We start from the raw sequence: 17898 nt of genomic DNA on the forward strand, positions 1-17898 counted from the left end.
ATCGCTTTCGAAGTAAGTTTTTCCGAAGCTATACACGAAGTAATGCTAAAAAACTTTTAGTAACGCTTCCGATGCTAGTTTTTTAACGAAGTATTTCAAGAAGCGCTGCTATTTAAAAAACTTTTAGGAGGATATACATGGATTTGTATTTCATACTGCCAACAATCAGTACATCGTTCATAGTCATTAGTGCAGTGTTAGTGGCTATTGGTTGGATCCTTATTATTAAGGGTAAGAGGGAAGCGCATAAGAAAGTGATGATTAGCGGAGCTATAGCGGCGTTGATATTCTTCATCATTTACACATCACGTACCATATTCGTGGGTAATACCGCGTGGGGTGGTCCTGATGATCTTGAAATTTATTATCGTGTATTCTTGATATTCCATATTACCCTGGCAACGGTTGCTGCGGTATTTGGGATTACAACACTTACGCTTGGGTTTAAAGCAAAGTATGCGAAGCATCGTAAATGGGGGAAGGTAACATCCATCATGTGGTTCTTCACAGCGATTACAGGTGTTGCGGTATACACGCTTCTATATCTTCTATATCCAGGTGGACATACGAAACCGATGTTAGATGCTATATTTGGAATGTAGTAACCAAGCGGATTCAAGATCATAGTAACGCAGCAAAGAGATCTGTCAGTTTAACTGAAGATCTCTTTTTTTATGGAAAAAAGTTCAAAATTTATCTTGACGGAAGATTGAGCACACATTATACTGTGTATAAAGATATATACAGTATACACAGAGACATCAGCCATATTGAATTGACCATAATAATGGGAAATGACAATATTCAAAGTGAGGCGGAACGATATGAATATGTTAATAAGAGATGCTTGGGTTATTTTCAAAAGGGATTTAAAAATTGAGAAGTATATACTATTGGTCTCTGTATTATTCATGGGGTATTTGGGGGTAATGGTCGGCGTCCCTATTGAAGATCAGCTGGGAGACCCGAATGAATTATCTCCAGTAAGTGATATCTTCCTGTTAACATTTATGCCGATGTTAGGTTTTTATTTCTCGAAGAGGTCTTTTAAATACCTAACAGAGGACTCTTACACAAAAATGTTGATCTATCTACGTAGCTTGCCGATTCCCCCTAAAGTGATCATGGGCTACAGACACCTTCAAATGTTAATGGCATTTATCATTAATGGTGTGATCTTATTCAGTGTTATGTATGGTATGAGCCATCAGTTGAGATTGGAAATGTCTATAGGTACTTACATATGCTTCGCGTTAACGTGGATTGGATATGCACTGGCTATAACAGGGATATATATTTATTTAGAATTTATGTATAGTGGTACACGATATTTTTGGATGACCATGATGCTCATGGGTACCGCTATTATTGCTGGAATAGTCATTAGGTTACTAGATGGCAATCTGTTGTTATATACCGTTAAAGCAAGCCAAGAGAGGGGGATTCTATCGCCAGTTATGTGGGGTACATTAGGTATTGGAATTCTCTGTTTGTTTGTATTAGGCAAGTTCACACTGAGTAAATTACAAAACAGAGATCTTCTATAATTCAAATCACAAGATAAGTCAGGAATGAGGTGTGAAAGGTGTGGATTCCAATTCAAATTGACGAGAATAGTGCTGAGCCGCTGTATTATCAAATAGAGACTCAACTAAGATCGCTTATCATAAATGGGCAAATCGAGGAAAATACACTTTTACCATCAATCAGGGAATTTGCGAATGGATTAAATTGCAGTGTTATTACGGTTCGAAGAGTCTACCAGGATTTAGAGAGTGAAGGGCTACTCAGAACGAAACAAGGAACAGGAACCTTTGTTGCAAAGGTTGGAGAGTCTAAACGGGAATCTTTTAAACGTGAATCTGTCGAGGATGCTTTAGGCAAGGCTGTAGACACTGGGATTTCGATTCAGTGTAGTGAAGAAGAGATCAAGAGGCTGTTTCTAGATATCGTAACGCGTAAATATCATCCCAAGAATGGGAAGGAGTAATCGTTATATGGAGCAGATGGTCGTTAATATGGTGGGTGTTAAGAAGAAACGACGGAACAAAGTAATAGGACCTCTTGATCTGTCTATCCCACAAGGATATGTCGTTGTCATCGTGGGAGAGAATGGATCTGGCAAAAGTACATTGATGAATATGCTAATGCAGACGGTCATACCAGACGAAGGGGATATCACTTGGTTCGGTCAGTCCTATCCTAAGGGTATTCCACCAGAGGTTAAGCAACAGATCGGGTATGTCTCGGAGAAATCTAACATCGAAGAGGATCATATGACTGCCGAGGAAATTGCTAAATTTCGCTCTTATTGGTATCCGAATTGGGACGACAAGCTGTTCCAGAGGTTAATGAAGGCTTTTAACATTCCTACTAATACGAAGTTAAATAAGATGTCCAAGGGAGAACGAAGAAAGTTAGAAATTACGGTAGCACTGGCACCACGCCCAAAATTGCTTTTGTTAGATGAACCTTCTTCTGGACTTGATCCTTTTGCTTGGAAGAGAATGATTGAAGAGCTTCATGATTATATGGAACAAGGAGATTCTACGATCCTGATGTCTACTCATATTGTAGATGAGATTAAGAGACTTGCTGATTTCATTATACTTGTACATCATGGTCGAATCCTCGGTACGGTTGAGAAAGATAGTCTATTGGATAATTGGAAAGAAGTATGGGTTAAAAGTGATCGTTCAATTCTAGAAGATTTACCTGCAATCGTGGATGCGCAACAGGAGTCTGCGGGTGTGTTACGAATGATTACTACAGAGTGCAAGCAATTAGAGAATCTCTTACATGCTTCAGGCATACAACTAATGAAGACACGTGGGTTGGAGCTTGATGAAATATTAAGTCTATGGATACAAAGAGATGAGGCTGCCACAGCGCAGTCGGAGGGGGGAGAATAATATGGAATCTTTAAAGTTGGAGAAGGTAGTTAAGCAATTTGGAGATAAGACCGCAGTTAATGAACTGTCTCTACAAGTGGAGCAGGGGGAGATTTATGGACTCTTGGGAGCAAACGGGGCAGGTAAAACAACGACCATGCGTATGGTATTGGGGCTAATATATCCCGATGGAGGAAGTATACGTTACAATGGTAAACCACATAATGATGAACTTCGGAGAATCATGGGTTATTTGCCTGAAGAGCGAGGTCTGTATCCGAAGATAAAAGTGAGTGATCAGCTTAGCTACTTGGCTCAACTTCGTGGTATGTCGCATAAGGATGCGGATAAGAGCCTTCGCTATTGGTTAGAACGATTCGAGGTTCCTGAGTATTACGATAAACGGATTGAAGAATTATCTAAAGGGAATCAGCAAAAGATTGGGTTCATCGCAGCTGTCGTGCATAAACCTCAGATTCTCATTCTGGATGAGGCATTCAGTGGGTTAGACCCTGTAAATGTAGAGCTATTGAAATCAACCGTTAAGGAATTGCGTGATCAAGGGACAAGTATTCTGTTCTCTACCCATCGTATGGAACATGTTGAAGAACTATGCAGACATATAACAATCATGCACCGCTCCAATCCAATTGTTCAGGGTAGTATCAAAGAAATCAAAGGAAGATATCCACGCGAACAAGTTGCGTTGGGAACGACAAGTGAAGTCACTGGATTAGCAGATATTCCAGGTGTAAGTAAAGTGACGGTTCAGGAGCAAGGTGGTTACCTAATCTCCATTACAGAACTATCTGCTGCTCAACAGATCTTGCAGACAGCCATGCAGCAAAGTGTTGTAGAGAAGTTCGAGATCAAGGAACCCACACTTAATCAAATCTTTATTAAAGAGGTAGGTGAGTCTCATGAATAAAATGAGTACTGTTATTGGGTTTACTTTTCGCAATAAGGTGAAGACGAAGGCCTTTCTCATAACAACTTTAGTATTAGCTATTATCATGTCTATTGCTATCAATATCCCTTATTTCATTCAGTTATTTACGGGGGAAGATTTAAAGTCAGGGGAAACGAAGGTAGGTCTCGTATATGCTCAACAGGCAGAAGTAGCTGGAGAACTAGATACGTACTGGAAGGCACAGAACAGTGATGAATTCTCCTTCGTGAAGTATGATACAGCAGATATAGGTGTCTTAAAGAGAGATATGGAAGAGGGCAAAATTGACGGCTATCTACAGTTCTCGGGAGATCAGTCAACGTTATTCCCTGCTGTTATCTATTCTTCTGACGAAGATGATGGATTGGATCCTGTCGTTCAGGCAGATCTTACAGGTGCATTGCAGGCGGTTAAGACACAGTATATCGTGAAGGATTCTCTTACAGCAGAACAAATCGCGGAGCTAAAAACACCTGTGCAGTTTAACACTGAGAACGTAGATCCAAATCACGATAGTGAAGCCGGAACAGAAGCCAGTGCAGAGAAAGATATCAATCCTATGAATTTCGCTGTAGTCTACATCCTGATCATTCTCTTCTTCTTTACTTCTATGACAACAGGTAACATGATCGCGTCTGAAGTTACAACAGAGAAGAGTTCACGGATCATGGAAATCCTCATTACCAGTGTATCGCCATTAACTCAAATGTTCGGAAAGGTTATCGCCATGTTCTTAGTGGGCTTAACTCAGATCGCTATATTTGTCCTAGTGATCCTAGGGAATCTATTCATGCCACAGAACAAGGAATTACTAGCAGATTTCAATATTGATTTATCGCAAGTCAGTACGGATGTTCTGGTCTATGGATTCATCTTCTATGTCTTGGGATACTTCCTGTATGCAGTATTATTTGCAGCGATTGGCTCGATCGTGAGCCGTACAGAAGACTTAGGTCAGGCAGTCATGCCAATTACGATGTTATCGCTTGCGGCCTTTTACATTGGAACTTTCAGTATAAATGCCCCTGATTCGACCTTGATGAAAGTGGCTTCATTCATACCATTTATATCGCCAACGACCATGATTGTAAGGATTGGTCTAGGAGAAATAGCGGTATGGCAAATATGGGTATCTATACTCATTCTTATGGTTTCCATTTTGGCCTTCGGTTGGTTATCTGCCAAAATCTATCGTACAGGTGTACTGATGTATGGTAAACGTCCGACGATGAAAGAGCTTCGTAAAGCGATGAAGGCTTATAAGATTTAGTCTGAGACAAATATTTAAAACCTTGATGACCAGATGCCTTGGTCTATCAAGGCTTTTTTGTTGGATGGTTATTTAGTGTGGTTACGAGATTAAAAGTACATCTCAGAGCACCATTTGATTTTTGTTTGTCTATTCTTTTCATATATTTTAAGTATTTGATTTAGAACAAAAATCCTTTGAACGATATCCTCAGTAAAAAGGTTTAACTGCCGTTTAAAGTGATCTATTTCACTTTGATAAGGAGTAGGAACCTTTTCATTGTCCTCATATATTTTGAGAAGTTGAAAGTGTAGGTTATATATATCCTCATAAGTCATTGTTAGATTCCCCCTAATGATTAGCGAATAATACTAGTATAACCAATGAGTGATTTGGTCAGACGTGTCCTATTAATGCTCGTTATTTACCATCTTTATAGGTATATCAAGGCTTTTTTTACTCCATTTCTTTATTTGGATTATTTCTGGAACATTTTTAAAATTATTTGTAAGATTATCACATTACATGCGTCTTATTGGTAGGAGGTGGGAGAGTGACAGAGCTTGAGGAGATATATAATAAATATTTTAAGGATGTGTACTTATTTGTATATAGTTTATCTAGAGATAAACATATCGCTGAAGATGTAACATCAGATACATTTTTGAAGGCAATAAAATCAATTGATAGTTTCAAGGGAAATTGTGATATTCGGGTGTGGTTATGTCAAATAGCAAAAAACACATATATATCATATTTACGAAAAAATAAAAAAACGGTCAATTTTGATACAGTACCTGAAGAGAAAAGTGATATTGATGTGGAGAAAATATTATATTCATCTGAGGAGGCAACTAAACTTCATGAGATTCTCCACGGCCTTTCTGAACCGTATAAGGAAGTTTTTACACTGCGTATCTTTGGAGAGTTAAGCTTTAAGCAGATTGCTAACTTATTTGGCAAAACAGATAATTGGGCTTGTGTTACTTTCCATAGGGCAAAAAATAAAATTAGAGAGGAAATGAGGGATTATTGATGAAAATAACATGTAATATTATTAGAGATATTTTACCTTTATATATAGAGAATATAGCTAGTGATGACTCATGCGCTATGCTTGAAGAACATATTGATCAGTGTGAGGAGTGTAGGAATTGTCTTGATGAGATGAAGGCCTTTTATAAACTACCTGCAGATATTGATACTTCTCCGTTATTAAAGATAAAATCTACATTACGCAAGAAAAAAATTCAGACAGCCATATTTTCAATAATGCTTACGGTTGTAATTGGTGTTATAGCAATTGCTTTCTTGACTGCACCAGAGTACATTCCGTTTAGTAAGGAAAGTGTATCAATAAATGAAATGGATAATGGATCTGTACTTGCTATATTTGAGGATACAGTGTCTGGATATGATATTAATAGATATCCTACAGAGGACAATACAGGGTATGTTTATCATATAACGACATGGGATAGCATATGGAACAGGAATATTAATAAATCTCGTATAAATAATACTATTTTAAATCCGAATGATGAAAATGTAGCTGCTGTATATTATAACCTAACAGATGGAAATGAAGATATTTTGGTATATGGTAAAGATATCAATCCAAGTGGAGGAATAGTTACCTTACCAAGATTATTCTTATCATATTATTCGCTTATTGCCATGAGTTTAACTGTCATTTGTGGATTAATTATGGCTCTGTTCCGTAGCCATAAAAGGGTGATTAATTTGACCATGAAAATGTTGTTTTTGCCGGTATCCTATCTTTTAGGGCAGTTAATTATTAGAGGATTTTCTACGTCGTCATATACTGCGACACGAGATTTGTATGCCATATTATTAATTGGGTTTCCTTTGTATATTGCTTTTCTTGCGGTTATATCTTTAATAAGAGAGTACAAAATGAAAAAGATATGAGTATAGCTCACTCACTTTACAGCCTTCATCTGAAACGATATAATTCGATGTAATTGGATACTTGTTCAACTGGAGGAGCCTGTCAACCGCGGGCTCCTTTTGCATTTTTTTAAGATATATAGTTAAATGATGATGATTGCCTTGGAACAAGAAAAGGAACAACGAAGTCATTAATGAATACATTATTATTCTGCAAAAATTATATCGCTGAGTTCCCATTAGGGAGCGGGGGAACCAACTGTGAAGATGTAATGTGTGATCGTCTCTTCACTTGGGGTGAATCTCGAAATATTCGAGTAGGGTTACTCTTTGAGCCCGAATCCGTCAGCTAACCTCGTAAGCGTACGGAGAGAAGGAACGTTGAAATTATGCCCCAGATTCTATTGAATGGCACTTCTTTATATTATGAGATACATGGAAATGGTGTACCCATAGTCTTTGTTCATGATCATCTGTCCTCACACCATATGTTTGATCCGCAAGTGGAATACTTTAGTACAAGAGCAAGGGTGATCGTACTAGATTTGAGGGGAAATGGTCAGTCGGGAAAAGTGGATGTTGAAGTTAATCGGATTATTGACACACAATGTGAAGATTTGAGAGAGTTACTAGATATACTAGGCGTTTCGAAGGTGACACTCGTCGGTTGTTCTAGTGGGGGGGTCCTAGCTGGGAGGTTTGCTGATCTCTATCCGGAACGGGTGAGAGCTCTAGTGCTAGTGGATAGCTACTTATCTGGCAAGACGAATAAGCTATGGGAGGTATTTGAGACCTTCAGTTGGCTATCGTATTATTTACCAGCGGAGTTGTTGCTGCGTACACTTAAACTGACCTACCATCATTGGACACCTGCTTATAGGATTATGCGAGAAGACCTACTGAACAAGCGACCAACAGAATTAATCAAACAGCGCATGGCTTTACGACAGATCGATTTGTGTCGTCAATCAGCCCGATATCAGGTGCCTATATTATGCGTGGCTGGCAGTCAGAATGAATGGGGTCTAAAGCATATGAAGAACATAGAAGCTGCGTTTCCCTATGCACAACTCCAGATTGTAGATGATGCCATTTACCCAAGTAATCTATGTCAGCCTCAATTATTTAATCGACTACTCTTGAATTTTTTAATAGATCAACATGTTGTATAGAAGTGTAGATGTTAAAATAAAAGTAATGATTGAAATTATAGAGATGGTGGAGTGATTTTTTTGGAAATAAAAATAGATGACCTAAATGGGCCTTAGTGTTGGATTTCAATATTGTGAACCATTTGCAAATTACGTGGAAGACCCATACAGTGTATTTATGACAAAAGAATTATGAAATTATTATTAACATTGGAGGCATTACAATGAGTCAACGCTATCGAATTACAAGATCACTTCAGGAGAATGGCATTTCAGAACAGACCATATCCTTACACGAGTGTAAACAGTATTTTGCGTCTAAACCGGATTTTGAATATACCCCTGTGTTTACCGTGACAGGAGCTACAAGCATGTCCATTGAAGGGGATTTCTTCATGTGGAGCTACAATGATACTAAGATCCCATTCAGACACTATCAGGGAGATATATATGTTTCCGGCACGAATGAAGCAGTGATTCCCATCATGACGGAAGTTGCAAGCGAATTAAGAGCAGATGTGTTGGGGGAGTAATCTATTTCATTGAAAGACTTTAAATATAGAAGAGGAGCTTACTTCAGCGGAGTAGCTCCTCTTTGTCTTTGTTTATTGATAGGAATAACCACACAACGGTACTCAACGTGTTACAAAATAATTGCAAAATACATAACGAATGGGCTCATCATCAATGGTGTTTACCGATAAAAGATATGTTTGATTTACTTGCGAAGAAGAGAACATTACTATTTAAGCGGCCTTTGTCCACGGTTTGAGAAGAGTGATTGAATACTTCTATCATTAGTTTATTATTGTCGTCGTCTGTGGGATGAGTAGAAAATATCACATTTGTAGGTACGATCAAGTCGTTAAAGGATTCATTTATATTTTGCATTTCATCAATGGGTGTAAGCCTTTCTGAGCTAAGGATTCTTGGATCCGTTAGCTGAACAACGTTTGTTGTTTGGTTATAACTAACTTTAATTCCAAACACTTCGGAGATAAATCGTGCGGGTACCATAAGTGTATCGTCTATGATTACGCTTACCGTATCCAGCTGTTTCGGTTCTCCATCACCATCCCGGCGCTAACGGAATGCAACCCGAAAGTTGAAAATGCACAAATTGAAACGCTAAGTAAAGAGAAATAACGTAGTAACTTCACCTCTTTGACCCTCTTTTCTAATGGGGTTTGGTCAGGTGTCTTCGTTGTAGTTCGTTAATTTTCATGTCGCCTGTAAGTAATAAGACTTTAAAACCAATAAAAGGTTACCTAATTAAAAAGAAGTGACCTCTCTGATATAACGAAAGGCCACCTTTATGTTGATTACTCTGTTTCTAGCTTCTCCAAGAGTCTCTGAAGAGTCACATAGGCTTGTTCATGCGTAATTTGCTGGGAAGGCCCAAACAGTTGATTACTTAGTCCACTCATGAGTCCTAGATTTACGGCTTTATAGACATTCTCTTTGGCCCATGCGCTGATCTTTGCATCATCTTTAAAAGGGTTAGCTACCGCAAGAGTCGCCTTATTAGACTGTTTGATCTTGTTGACTTGTTCATAAATCGTAACTAAGATGGTTGCGGCTTCTTGTCGGGTTAACGTTTTTTGAGGAGAGAAGGTATTTGACGATGTCCCTTTGATTAGGCCTAATTGGTAGGCATAAGCGATTTGTTGTTCTTGTACATCTTTAAAGGGATTGTTTACCGTTCCAGTTTGTTTCCCTAGCACATGCTCGTATACTTTTAACCCGGCTACTGTGAAGGTCTGTCTAGTAATAGGTTGTTGATAATTTCTGTCGTAACGACTGTCGATAATCCCATTGTTCTTAGCTTTCGTGTAATCACTTATCGCCCATGCACTGACTTGCTCCGTAGTGGTTACTTCCTTTATATCATGTACATTTTTGAAAAATGTGGTTTCATAGGAAAGGCTGGTTTCTTGCCCAGAAATATTGTAAATTCCTCGAATATCTACTTTGAACCGATCGTCTTCTTTCCAATCTTTAATATCATTAGGTCTAAAAATAATGCAGTAGGGTATGCCGTAACCTGACGTTTCGACATTAAAGTATTTACCGTTTGTATCGTTATCACTAGAACTGAAATTCCAAGTCTTATTGTCTGAGATTCTTGTGAGAACGACACGGACATTTTTTGTACGCTTATTATCATATTTAGATACATTTAGAGATACGGACCATGGATCCTTGGTAGCAAATACGTCATCTGGGAAGTAGCCAGCAGAAGGCCAACTAATATAATCATAGGTGACTTGATCCTTCGCGCGTGTTTGATCAAAAGCGTACATGGAACTGAAAGGCGACTTAGTTTTCTCATCTTTAAATACATAACCGAACATGGTTGTTGTCATAGAAGGATTGATTACCCATCTTCGATGTCCTACGCGATTAATGTTACTTGCTGAATTATCTGACATATAACCGAACAGGACAGTATCATATAATGAAAGACGTCCGTAAGATAGATTACTAGAGCCAGCACCTTTGTAGCCAGCATTAAATAGAGATTGAGTCATACCCTTGGGTTGGGAAGGGCTATGACTTAATCCTCCATTGAGGGCATTTACAAGAGCAGCGGCTTGTTCTTGTTGCTCTAAGCTCCAATTCGGCTCAATATCATCTGGAACTCCTGCTAAATACCTAGCCCAATTCACCGCGTGGATGCCATCTAATATAATATCCTTTTTCAATTTCCCCTCTGCGTAAGGAGCGGTATATTTAGGAACATTCTCAAATATCGTGTTCGAATTCATATAAGCTGAACTTTGTTTAAGCGGCAAATATTGTTGATACTTCTGAATAATGGTTTCTTTCGTTCTTTGCGTGACACTTTGCTGCACATCTTGCCCATGAACGGTCTCATACTTCATCGTAGAAATCATAAGACCTAAGAACAAAAACGTAAGTATTCTTGATGTTGGTTTCAATTCGTTACCCCTTTTCGTTATCTGTTTCAAATATTGGATATGGTTTTATATCGGTAAAAATTATATTTAAATTAACCTTTGTTCAGTGGACCAAAGATAATCAATAACTTCCACAAAAAAATATTTTCCTAAAATATAACTTTTCATACATCTTATCCATCTAATCTTATAAAGGATAAAAAAAGGGGAGGAACATTCGTGTGCAAATGGAACTAGAGGTAAAGAAAGCCCAGCGCGGAGATAAAGAGGCCTTTATCCGATTATTTAGAAGTATAGAACTAGACCTGTATGGATTGGCTAAGTCCATTGTCAAACGGGATGAGGACTGTGCTGATGTATTTCAGGAGACTACATTGAAGGCATACAAGGCGCTATCCACCCTCAAACAGCCTAAGTTTTTCAAAACATGGGTCATTCGAATTCTGATTAACGAATGCAACCAGTTACTCCGGAAGCAGGAATTAACTGTGGCAGATCCTCAAGAAGTATCTTACTTACCTCCGAGGTACTTCGAGAACTATGATAAGGTCGACCTTCAGGTGGCAGTTGATCACCTGGACGCATCGCTACGAATTGTTATTACCTTGTATTATTATCAGGACATGCCGATTAAGCAAATCGCAAGTATTCTGGAGATTTCCGAAGGTGCCATAAAAACGCGTCTTCATCGAGCACGAGGTATTTTAGCGGAATGGTATCAAAATTCCCTTGAAAGGAAGATGATCTGTGAGCCCATTTAATCTGGATATGGAATTGAAAAGGGGAAATAGGGAGATGCCTCAACAACTCCCTGATCTCATACGAATACGGCAGGATGAAATATACGCATCGTTAGACGATATACCGTTACATACCGTTATGAAGTCAGGTAAACAAAAGGTAGTTCGTAGCACACTTCTTGTTATTTCAGCGGCATTAATTATGGGCATTTGCGTTATTGGAAGTGGATTTGTATCTCCTGCTATGGCAGATTCTCTGAAACAAATACCACTGGTAAGCGGCATATTCAAGCTAGCAGGGGATTTGGGACTGCAAGCCGCCGAGGAAAAGGGTCTGGTCACAAAAGTTAATCTCAGTGATACACATGATGGTGTGACCTTAAGCGTACCTCAAGTGATGTATGATGGAAATCGCGTATCCATTGCTGTTCAACGGGAGGCACAAGGCATAACTAGCTATCTTATAGGAAACTATGTTACTCCAGAGGATATCGTTATCTTTGAGCCTGAAGGCACAAAGGGCACATTGAAAGACACTAACATATCCATAGACGGAAAGACTTATGGTAGTGGATTTAATATGAAAGGCGGCGCTGATCATAATTCTGTTATTATTGATTTTTTATCAAACCAAGGTCCAGATTATTCGCCCCTCCCATCTGAATTTGAATTAACACTAGAGATAACGTTGGAAGGGATTAATACACCGTATATCATTAATATTCCCGTGAAGAATACGTTGAAGAACAGTATCGTGTTGACACCAGATGTGACTAAATCACATGACTATGTAACCATAACTCTGAAAAAGGTGGAACTTAGTCCTGTGGCAACAAGATTAGCATTTGTTCTAGATGGCACTTCTCGAAAAATACCTAAAAAATATACGTATGTTGGTTCCAGCATGTTGTCATTGAGCTACGATGTATATGATGATCAAGGAAATGAATTAAAAGAATTAAGTGGTCAAGGCGGTTACGCATATACAGATCTCTTATATGAGCCGTTAAGCACAACTTCTACCTTTTTCACAATTAAGCCATATACAAACGTATACAAGGATAAAAATGCCGGTGAATTCTTGCTAGATAAGGAGGGTTGGCCAATTAAGGAGTATGTCAAAGAATTAGAAATGAAAATTTATATTGTAGAATGATCAAAGACATCATTATGTTTCATCGGGTCATGATACTAGAATAAACAAAGGCTTCGTAGCGTACTCAAGCTCACGAAGTCTTTGCTTTTGTACTTATTTATTTCCATATAAGATATTCATATTATAGATAACTCTACCATATTGAGGTAGTATGAGAGGGGCAGATACGAAGTATCTAGTAAGAGTAAGTCTATTTTATTTTTCATAGAAAAGGAGACATATAATGAAAGGAATGGCTCAACTATTATTGTGCTCGGCTATTGCTATGAGCGGTATGGCTGCTATGAATTCAACTGTAAGTGAGGCGGCAGCTGCGACTCCTAAGGTTAGTATTATGTTAGACGGATATCCATTTCCATTTCCTGTACAGCCAGCGGTTATCAAGGGGACGACAATGGTGCCTTTTCGGGCTATATCTGAAGCGCTAGGTGTTACAGTGGGATGGAATCAAGCTAAACAGGAGATTACAGCGACTAAGCCAGATGCAGAGGGCACCAAACAAGTCGTACTGACAATGGGAAGCAAGAATGCGAGCGTCAATGGTCAGGTTGTGAAGTTGATAGCTTCTCCACAGACGATCAGCGGAAGTACAATGATTCCATTAAGCTTCTTCAGTAGTCAGTTTGGTGCGATTGTTGCATGGGATCAGGCGACGAAGACGGTATCTATTACATCACCGAAAGAAGATATATATACGATGGGATTTTATGCATTATCCTCTTTTGACGAGCGGTCGATGGTTTCTTCTTTCGATTCTGTTGCATTTGGATGGAGCAGAATTGACAAAGATGGACTGTTTACAACAGAGGGTAAGGAATATAGATGGCCTCAGGCCGCAGGGGCGGTAACACCTGAATCTATTATCCAAGAAACGGACCAGCAGGGGACAACACCATATTTGATGGTTTACTCCGTTGATGGTGGGTTGGAACTTACCAAAAACTTAGAAGACATGGCACTTCAGAATCAGACGATTACGGGTATTGTAGATACCGCCTCTCAGAAGGGGTTTAAAGGAGTAGTCCTTGATTTAGAGGGATTAGGTTGGAGTGGAGATAAAGCGAAAGCACGTGCAGACTACAATGCATTTATTAAGAAGCTAGCCGCGAAGACTTCTCAAGCGGGTCTTAAATTGAGTATTGTCCTTCATCCATTAAATAGTTCTTATACGGGATATGATTATAAAACGCTCAGTAGTCTTGCGGATGACCTGATCATTATGGGATATGCCTTTGAAGATGAGAAAAGTCCAGAGCCACTTGGGAAAGTAGATGAAGCCATTACTTTAGCTTTAAAAGAAGTGGATAAGGACAAGCTGATTCTAGGCATATCTTTAGGTAGTGAGAACGCGCAATCCGTTAATGCCAAGATTGGACTCGCTAAGCGGTATGATCTCAAGGGAATTGCAATCTGGCGGATTGGCATTATAGGACAAGCTGCTTGGAATGAAATGAAGACATCCGTGGAGTTGTAGTGGATTGGTGTGAAGATTATAAGTAGATAAAATAAAAAGTCCCGATAGATCACATCCGATCTAACGGGACTTTATTGTATTGTTGAGATGATTTCCTTGTTAGAGAGGAATTTATTGGGGTCTTATTTGTACGGAAATATATTAATAATGGGTACTTTTTGTTTACAAATAAACCCATTCTACAGTATAAAAACATAACAATACCTACATTTTTTACCATCTTATTCCGATATGAATATATATATATTTCATTCATTCAGGATGAATTATCGTAGATTCTGTAGAGAGAGGGAGTAGAAAAGGTTATGTTTAAAGTTGTGGAAACCGAATTGGATTTAGCTCGCTTTAATAGTATTTGGACTACCGTTTGGCTTGAGAAGGGGTTTGAGCTTGAGTTCTCCGAGCAGGTGCTAGAAAGATTTGTGGTTATTTCGAAGGAAGGGAACTATGTGGGTACGTCGGAAATTAAACCTTATAATATCCGCGAAGGTATAATCAATCAGTCTGCACCTTTTGCCGATCATCCGAAAATTAGTCAGGCAGAAGAGGGTACCGTGGCTGAAATTGATAAGATTGCGGTGCTTAATCAATATCGAGGACATTTTATTGATGATCTTCTAGCAGGTTCTGTTCTTTATGGCGAGAGAAAGAAAATAAAATATTATGTGGCGATGATGGAGCCTATATTTTTGCGAGCCCTCCGTATTTCGTTCCAAGTACCCTTCGAGAAGGTTGGAGATAAAGTATTTTATAAGGGTGATTATGTTGTCCCCGTTATTATCGATATAGAGGAGATGTACACTAATAAAGAAGAGTATTCATGGATTAAAAATTATTCACAGAGATTGGAGGATATGCGGCTAACAACTAGATAAGTTAATTTAACATTAAGCTGAAGGTAGGGATATTTTATGGAAAGAGTGATCATTTCAGAACTTGATAAACGTAATCGCTTGTTTATTAAAATTTTATGGGGAATGTTAGCGCTTGGTATCGTGACGGATCTCGCAATCGGGCTTGATATTCAAATGATTCTAATGCTTGCAGTTTTGGGGGGAGTTGCCTGTGCTGGGGCAACTTTTTTGACCTATCGTCAAATTGGGGCATCATACATAAAATATTTTGTAGCGAGTATAATCACCTTAATCGTACTCTTTTTAATTATCTCAGATCCCAATCCTATTATTAGTACATATTTCTTAGTCTATGTTAATTTAGCAATGATGACGTTATATCAAGATCATAAGCCAATTATCTTCACGGGTATTCTAGGTGCAGCTGTAAGTACATATCTCTTCTTAGAACCTTCATTACGAGAGCAGTTGTTTCCAGGTGAATCCTTAGTCTATATCTATTTGTATCTTGCTTTTGCTACGGCGGCTCTTGCCTTCTCAGCTAAATTCAGTCAAAAGTTGCAACGTCAGGTGCTCAAAGAACAAGAGGATACGCTTGTAGCTAAGAATACGGCGGATGCGTTACTTGATAAGCTAAAAGGTTCTATCCTAATGTTGAATGAGTTCAGTGAGAGACAACAAGAGAACGTTCGTGTTACAGGGGATATTTCGAAAGAGGTCACGGTAACCTTCTCAGAGATGGCAATAGCCATTGAGAAACAGACGGGCAATGTCATGAATATTAGTGAGACGACGCAGATCATTAAAGATAATGTGAAAGAATTGATGGATGGAACAACCCAGTTGCAACAGTACTCTGAAGATAATGCCGCATTGACGGAGCAGAGTAGTACACAGATGGAAGTCTTATCATCAGAAGTTGAAAGTGTAAGAGGAATTATCGATCATACTGTGGAGATCATGAAGGTTCTGAATAAGGAGAATGAACGGATCAGCACGATTGTTGGATCCATCAGTGGGATTTCGGAGCAGACGAATCTACTAGCACTTAATGCAGCGATTGAAGCTGCACGTGCAGGTGAACATGGTAAAGGATTCGCGGTTGTGTCGGGTGAAGTTCGTAAGCTAGCTGATAGTTCCCGCAATGCTGCAAATGAAATTGAAGAGATTCTATCTGGAATACGTAAACAGATCAACGCGGTTGATGATCAGGTGCAGCGTGGACAGGAGGGCGTAATAGCGAGCAGTGAGGTGTCGCGAGAGGTTCGCCAACTCATTCAGCGTATCCATGAGAACACGGATCGAGTGAAGATCCATTCCGACATTGCTAGCGATTCTGCGAACCGTCTTCATATACAGCAGAGTGGAATATCTGATGATATGACGAATATTGCTTCAACAACGGAGCAGAACATGGCAGCTGTGCAAGAAATGTATGGAAGTATGGAGACACAAGATCATAAAATAAATACGATTGTTGAAGATTACGGGAAGCTGGATCAACTGATATCAGAATTGAAGCATCTCGTCTCTAAGCATTAGAACATGAAAGAGGATTTGGACCACAGCGATTGGAGAAACGGTCCGTCCGCGGAGGTCCTTTCAGAACATCTAACTTTCTCCTATAAAAAACTAATGGGGTGCCCCTAGTCATTTTTGACTTATGGGACAGCCCCTTTTTAATGCCATGTATAGTTTATAGCATAAATAGTAAGATGAATGCACTCAATAGGAAGCAATACCAAGAGAAATACTTCAGTTGACCGCGTTCCATAATTCCCATGAACCACTTCATGGAGAAGTAGGAAGTCACTAACGAGCAGATGAAAGCTAGTAAGTAGGGTAGAGCTAACGTCCCTATTTCTGGATCATGAATAAGATTGGATCCTTCGAGAATCATACTGCCTATACTGATAGGAATGTAGAGGAAGAATGAGAACTTAAGGGCAGTCGATTGCTTGAGTCCCAGTCCCATCCCCGCCACAATGGTAGAACCGGACCGACTAATGCCAGGAATTAAGGCAATCACTTGAGCAAATCCAATAATGATAGCATCTTTAAGTCGGAGCCCGGCCTCATTCTTTCGTCCACGTAGATTACGGATTAACCAAAGTGCAATACCTGTAATCATGAGGGAGATCGCAATGGTCAGCATCCCTTTGAAGACATCAGAGATCAGGTCATTGAACAGGAATCCAATCAATCCCGCAGGGATAGTGGCAATGATAAGATATAGAATGAAGTGGAAATCCTTTTTGAATTGTTCTTCTTTCTTGGTGACGTATAACCAGGCGTGTTTAATTAACTCTATTAAATCATTCTTATAGATAAGTAGTATGGCTAACAAGGAAGCAAAGTTGACGAGAACCTCAAACCCTAGACCTTCAATTTCTAATCCGAAAAGATGTTGCACAATAATGACATGAGCACTGGAGGAAACAGGAATAGGTTCGGTTATACCTTGTACCAGGCCCAAGAAGGCATACTTCAGTAACGTGAAGATATCATTCATAATTTGTTAAAGCACCTCATTTATGTAGATTGTTGAAGAAGCATTCCGCTGACATATGGATGGGAGAATATAATGGCTATTGAGTAGATC

At 39.1% G+C, this 17898-nt stretch carries 17 protein-coding genes, 2 pseudogenes and 1 riboswitch; of the genes and pseudogenes, 16 read left to right on the top strand and 3 right to left on the bottom strand.

From position 1 onward, the window contains the following. Positions 1 to 137 precede the first annotated feature (137 nt). From AC1D69_RS09600 to AC1D69_RS09650, 11 genes and pseudogenes are all read left to right on the top strand, one after another. On the top strand, positions 138 to 602 hold the full coding sequence (locus AC1D69_RS09600) for a DUF420 domain-containing protein (RefSeq protein WP_495455918.1): 465 nt from the start codon (positions 138 to 140) through the stop codon (positions 600 to 602). Positions 603 to 824: 222 nt separating this feature from the next. After that, complete coding sequence (locus AC1D69_RS09605; RefSeq protein ID WP_495455919.1) at positions 825 to 1547, top strand: hypothetical protein; 723 nt, start codon at positions 825 to 827, stop codon at positions 1545 to 1547. A gap of 38 nt (positions 1548 to 1585) precedes the next feature. Continuing rightward, a complete protein-coding gene (locus tag AC1D69_RS09610; RefSeq protein WP_495455920.1) occupies positions 1586 to 1990 on the top strand; it encodes a GntR family transcriptional regulator in 405 nt (134 codons plus the stop codon). A gap of 7 nt (positions 1991 to 1997) precedes the next feature. Further along, entirely contained in the window at positions 1998 to 2912 is a 915-nt protein-coding gene (locus AC1D69_RS09615; protein WP_495455921.1) for an ABC transporter ATP-binding protein, read from the top strand. A 1-nt stretch (position 2913) separates the two neighbouring features. After that, on the top strand, positions 2914 to 3819 hold the full coding sequence (locus tag AC1D69_RS09620; RefSeq protein WP_495455922.1) for an ABC transporter ATP-binding protein: 906 nt from the start codon (positions 2914 to 2916) through the stop codon (positions 3817 to 3819). Further along, positions 3812 to 5110, top strand: coding sequence for an ABC transporter permease (locus AC1D69_RS09625; RefSeq protein ID WP_495455923.1), 1299 nt, complete (start codon positions 3812 to 3814; stop codon positions 5108 to 5110). Before AC1D69_RS09620 ends, AC1D69_RS09625 begins: the two co-directional genes overlap by 8 nt. 532 nt (positions 5111 to 5642) lie before the next feature. After that, positions 5643 to 6125 (top strand): RNA polymerase sigma factor, encoded by a 483-nt coding sequence (locus tag AC1D69_RS09630; RefSeq protein ID WP_495455924.1) that lies wholly within the window; start codon positions 5643 to 5645, stop codon positions 6123 to 6125. Continuing rightward, complete coding sequence (locus AC1D69_RS09635) at positions 6125 to 7021, top strand: zf-HC2 domain-containing protein (RefSeq protein ID WP_495455925.1); 897 nt, start codon at positions 6125 to 6127, stop codon at positions 7019 to 7021. Before AC1D69_RS09630 ends, AC1D69_RS09635 begins: the two co-directional genes overlap by 1 nt. Positions 7022 to 7216: 195 nt before the next feature. Continuing rightward, a riboswitch (cyclic di-AMP (ydaO/yuaA leader) is annotated at positions 7217 to 7378 on the top strand. A gap of 11 nt (positions 7379 to 7389) precedes the next feature. Beyond that, positions 7390 to 8172, top strand: a complete 783-nt coding sequence (locus AC1D69_RS09640; RefSeq protein ID WP_495455926.1) for an alpha/beta fold hydrolase — start codon at positions 7390 to 7392, stop codon at positions 8170 to 8172. Positions 8173 to 8266: 94 nt separating this feature from the next. Next, positions 8267 to 8347 (top strand): annotated as a pseudogene (locus AC1D69_RS09645) (GNAT family N-acetyltransferase); the annotation flags it as partial. A 28-nt stretch (positions 8348 to 8375) separates the two neighbouring features. Further along, positions 8376 to 8684, top strand: coding sequence for a hypothetical protein (locus tag AC1D69_RS09650; protein ID WP_495455927.1), 309 nt, complete (start codon positions 8376 to 8378; stop codon positions 8682 to 8684). Between the two features lie 151 nt (positions 8685 to 8835). Here AC1D69_RS09650 and AC1D69_RS09655 read toward each other — a convergent pair. Then, positions 8836 to 9210, bottom strand: a pseudogene (locus tag AC1D69_RS09655) (stalk domain-containing protein); the annotation flags it as partial. A 263-nt stretch (positions 9211 to 9473) separates the two neighbouring features. Further along, positions 9474 to 11093, bottom strand: a complete 1620-nt coding sequence (locus tag AC1D69_RS09660; protein ID WP_495455928.1) for an S-layer homology domain-containing protein — start codon at positions 11091 to 11093, stop codon at positions 9474 to 9476. A 206-nt stretch (positions 11094 to 11299) separates the two neighbouring features. Between AC1D69_RS09660 and AC1D69_RS09665 the strand changes: the two genes are divergently transcribed. From AC1D69_RS09665 to AC1D69_RS09685, 5 genes are all read left to right on the top strand, one after another. Beyond that, the gene (locus AC1D69_RS09665) at positions 11300 to 11833 is read left to right on the top strand and encodes a sigma-70 family RNA polymerase sigma factor (RefSeq protein WP_495456068.1); all 534 of its coding nucleotides are present in this window, start codon (positions 11300 to 11302) and stop codon (positions 11831 to 11833) included. A gap of 34 nt (positions 11834 to 11867) precedes the next feature. Then, a complete protein-coding gene (locus AC1D69_RS09670) occupies positions 11868 to 12968 on the top strand; it encodes a DUF4179 domain-containing protein (protein WP_495455929.1) in 1101 nt (366 codons plus the stop codon). 223 nt (positions 12969 to 13191) lie between these two features. Next, positions 13192 to 14442 carry a stalk domain-containing protein gene (locus AC1D69_RS09675; RefSeq protein ID WP_495455930.1) on the top strand — a complete coding sequence of 417 codons (1251 nt, stop codon included), beginning with the start codon at positions 13192 to 13194 and terminating at the stop codon, positions 14440 to 14442. Positions 14443 to 14747: 305 nt separating this feature from the next. Next, a complete protein-coding gene (locus tag AC1D69_RS09680) occupies positions 14748 to 15317 on the top strand; it encodes a GNAT family N-acetyltransferase (RefSeq protein WP_495455931.1) in 570 nt (189 codons plus the stop codon). A 36-nt stretch (positions 15318 to 15353) separates the two neighbouring features. Next, complete coding sequence (locus tag AC1D69_RS09685; protein ID WP_495455932.1) at positions 15354 to 16838, top strand: methyl-accepting chemotaxis protein; 1485 nt, start codon at positions 15354 to 15356, stop codon at positions 16836 to 16838. Between the two features lie 154 nt (positions 16839 to 16992). Here the strand turns inward: AC1D69_RS09685 and AC1D69_RS09690 are convergent, their stop codons facing one another. Then, a complete protein-coding gene (locus AC1D69_RS09690; protein ID WP_495455933.1) occupies positions 16993 to 17808 on the bottom strand; it encodes an undecaprenyl-diphosphate phosphatase in 816 nt (271 codons plus the stop codon). Positions 17809 to 17898: the final 90 nt, after the last annotated feature.

Source organism: Paenibacillus sp. Y301, assembly GCF_059445505.1.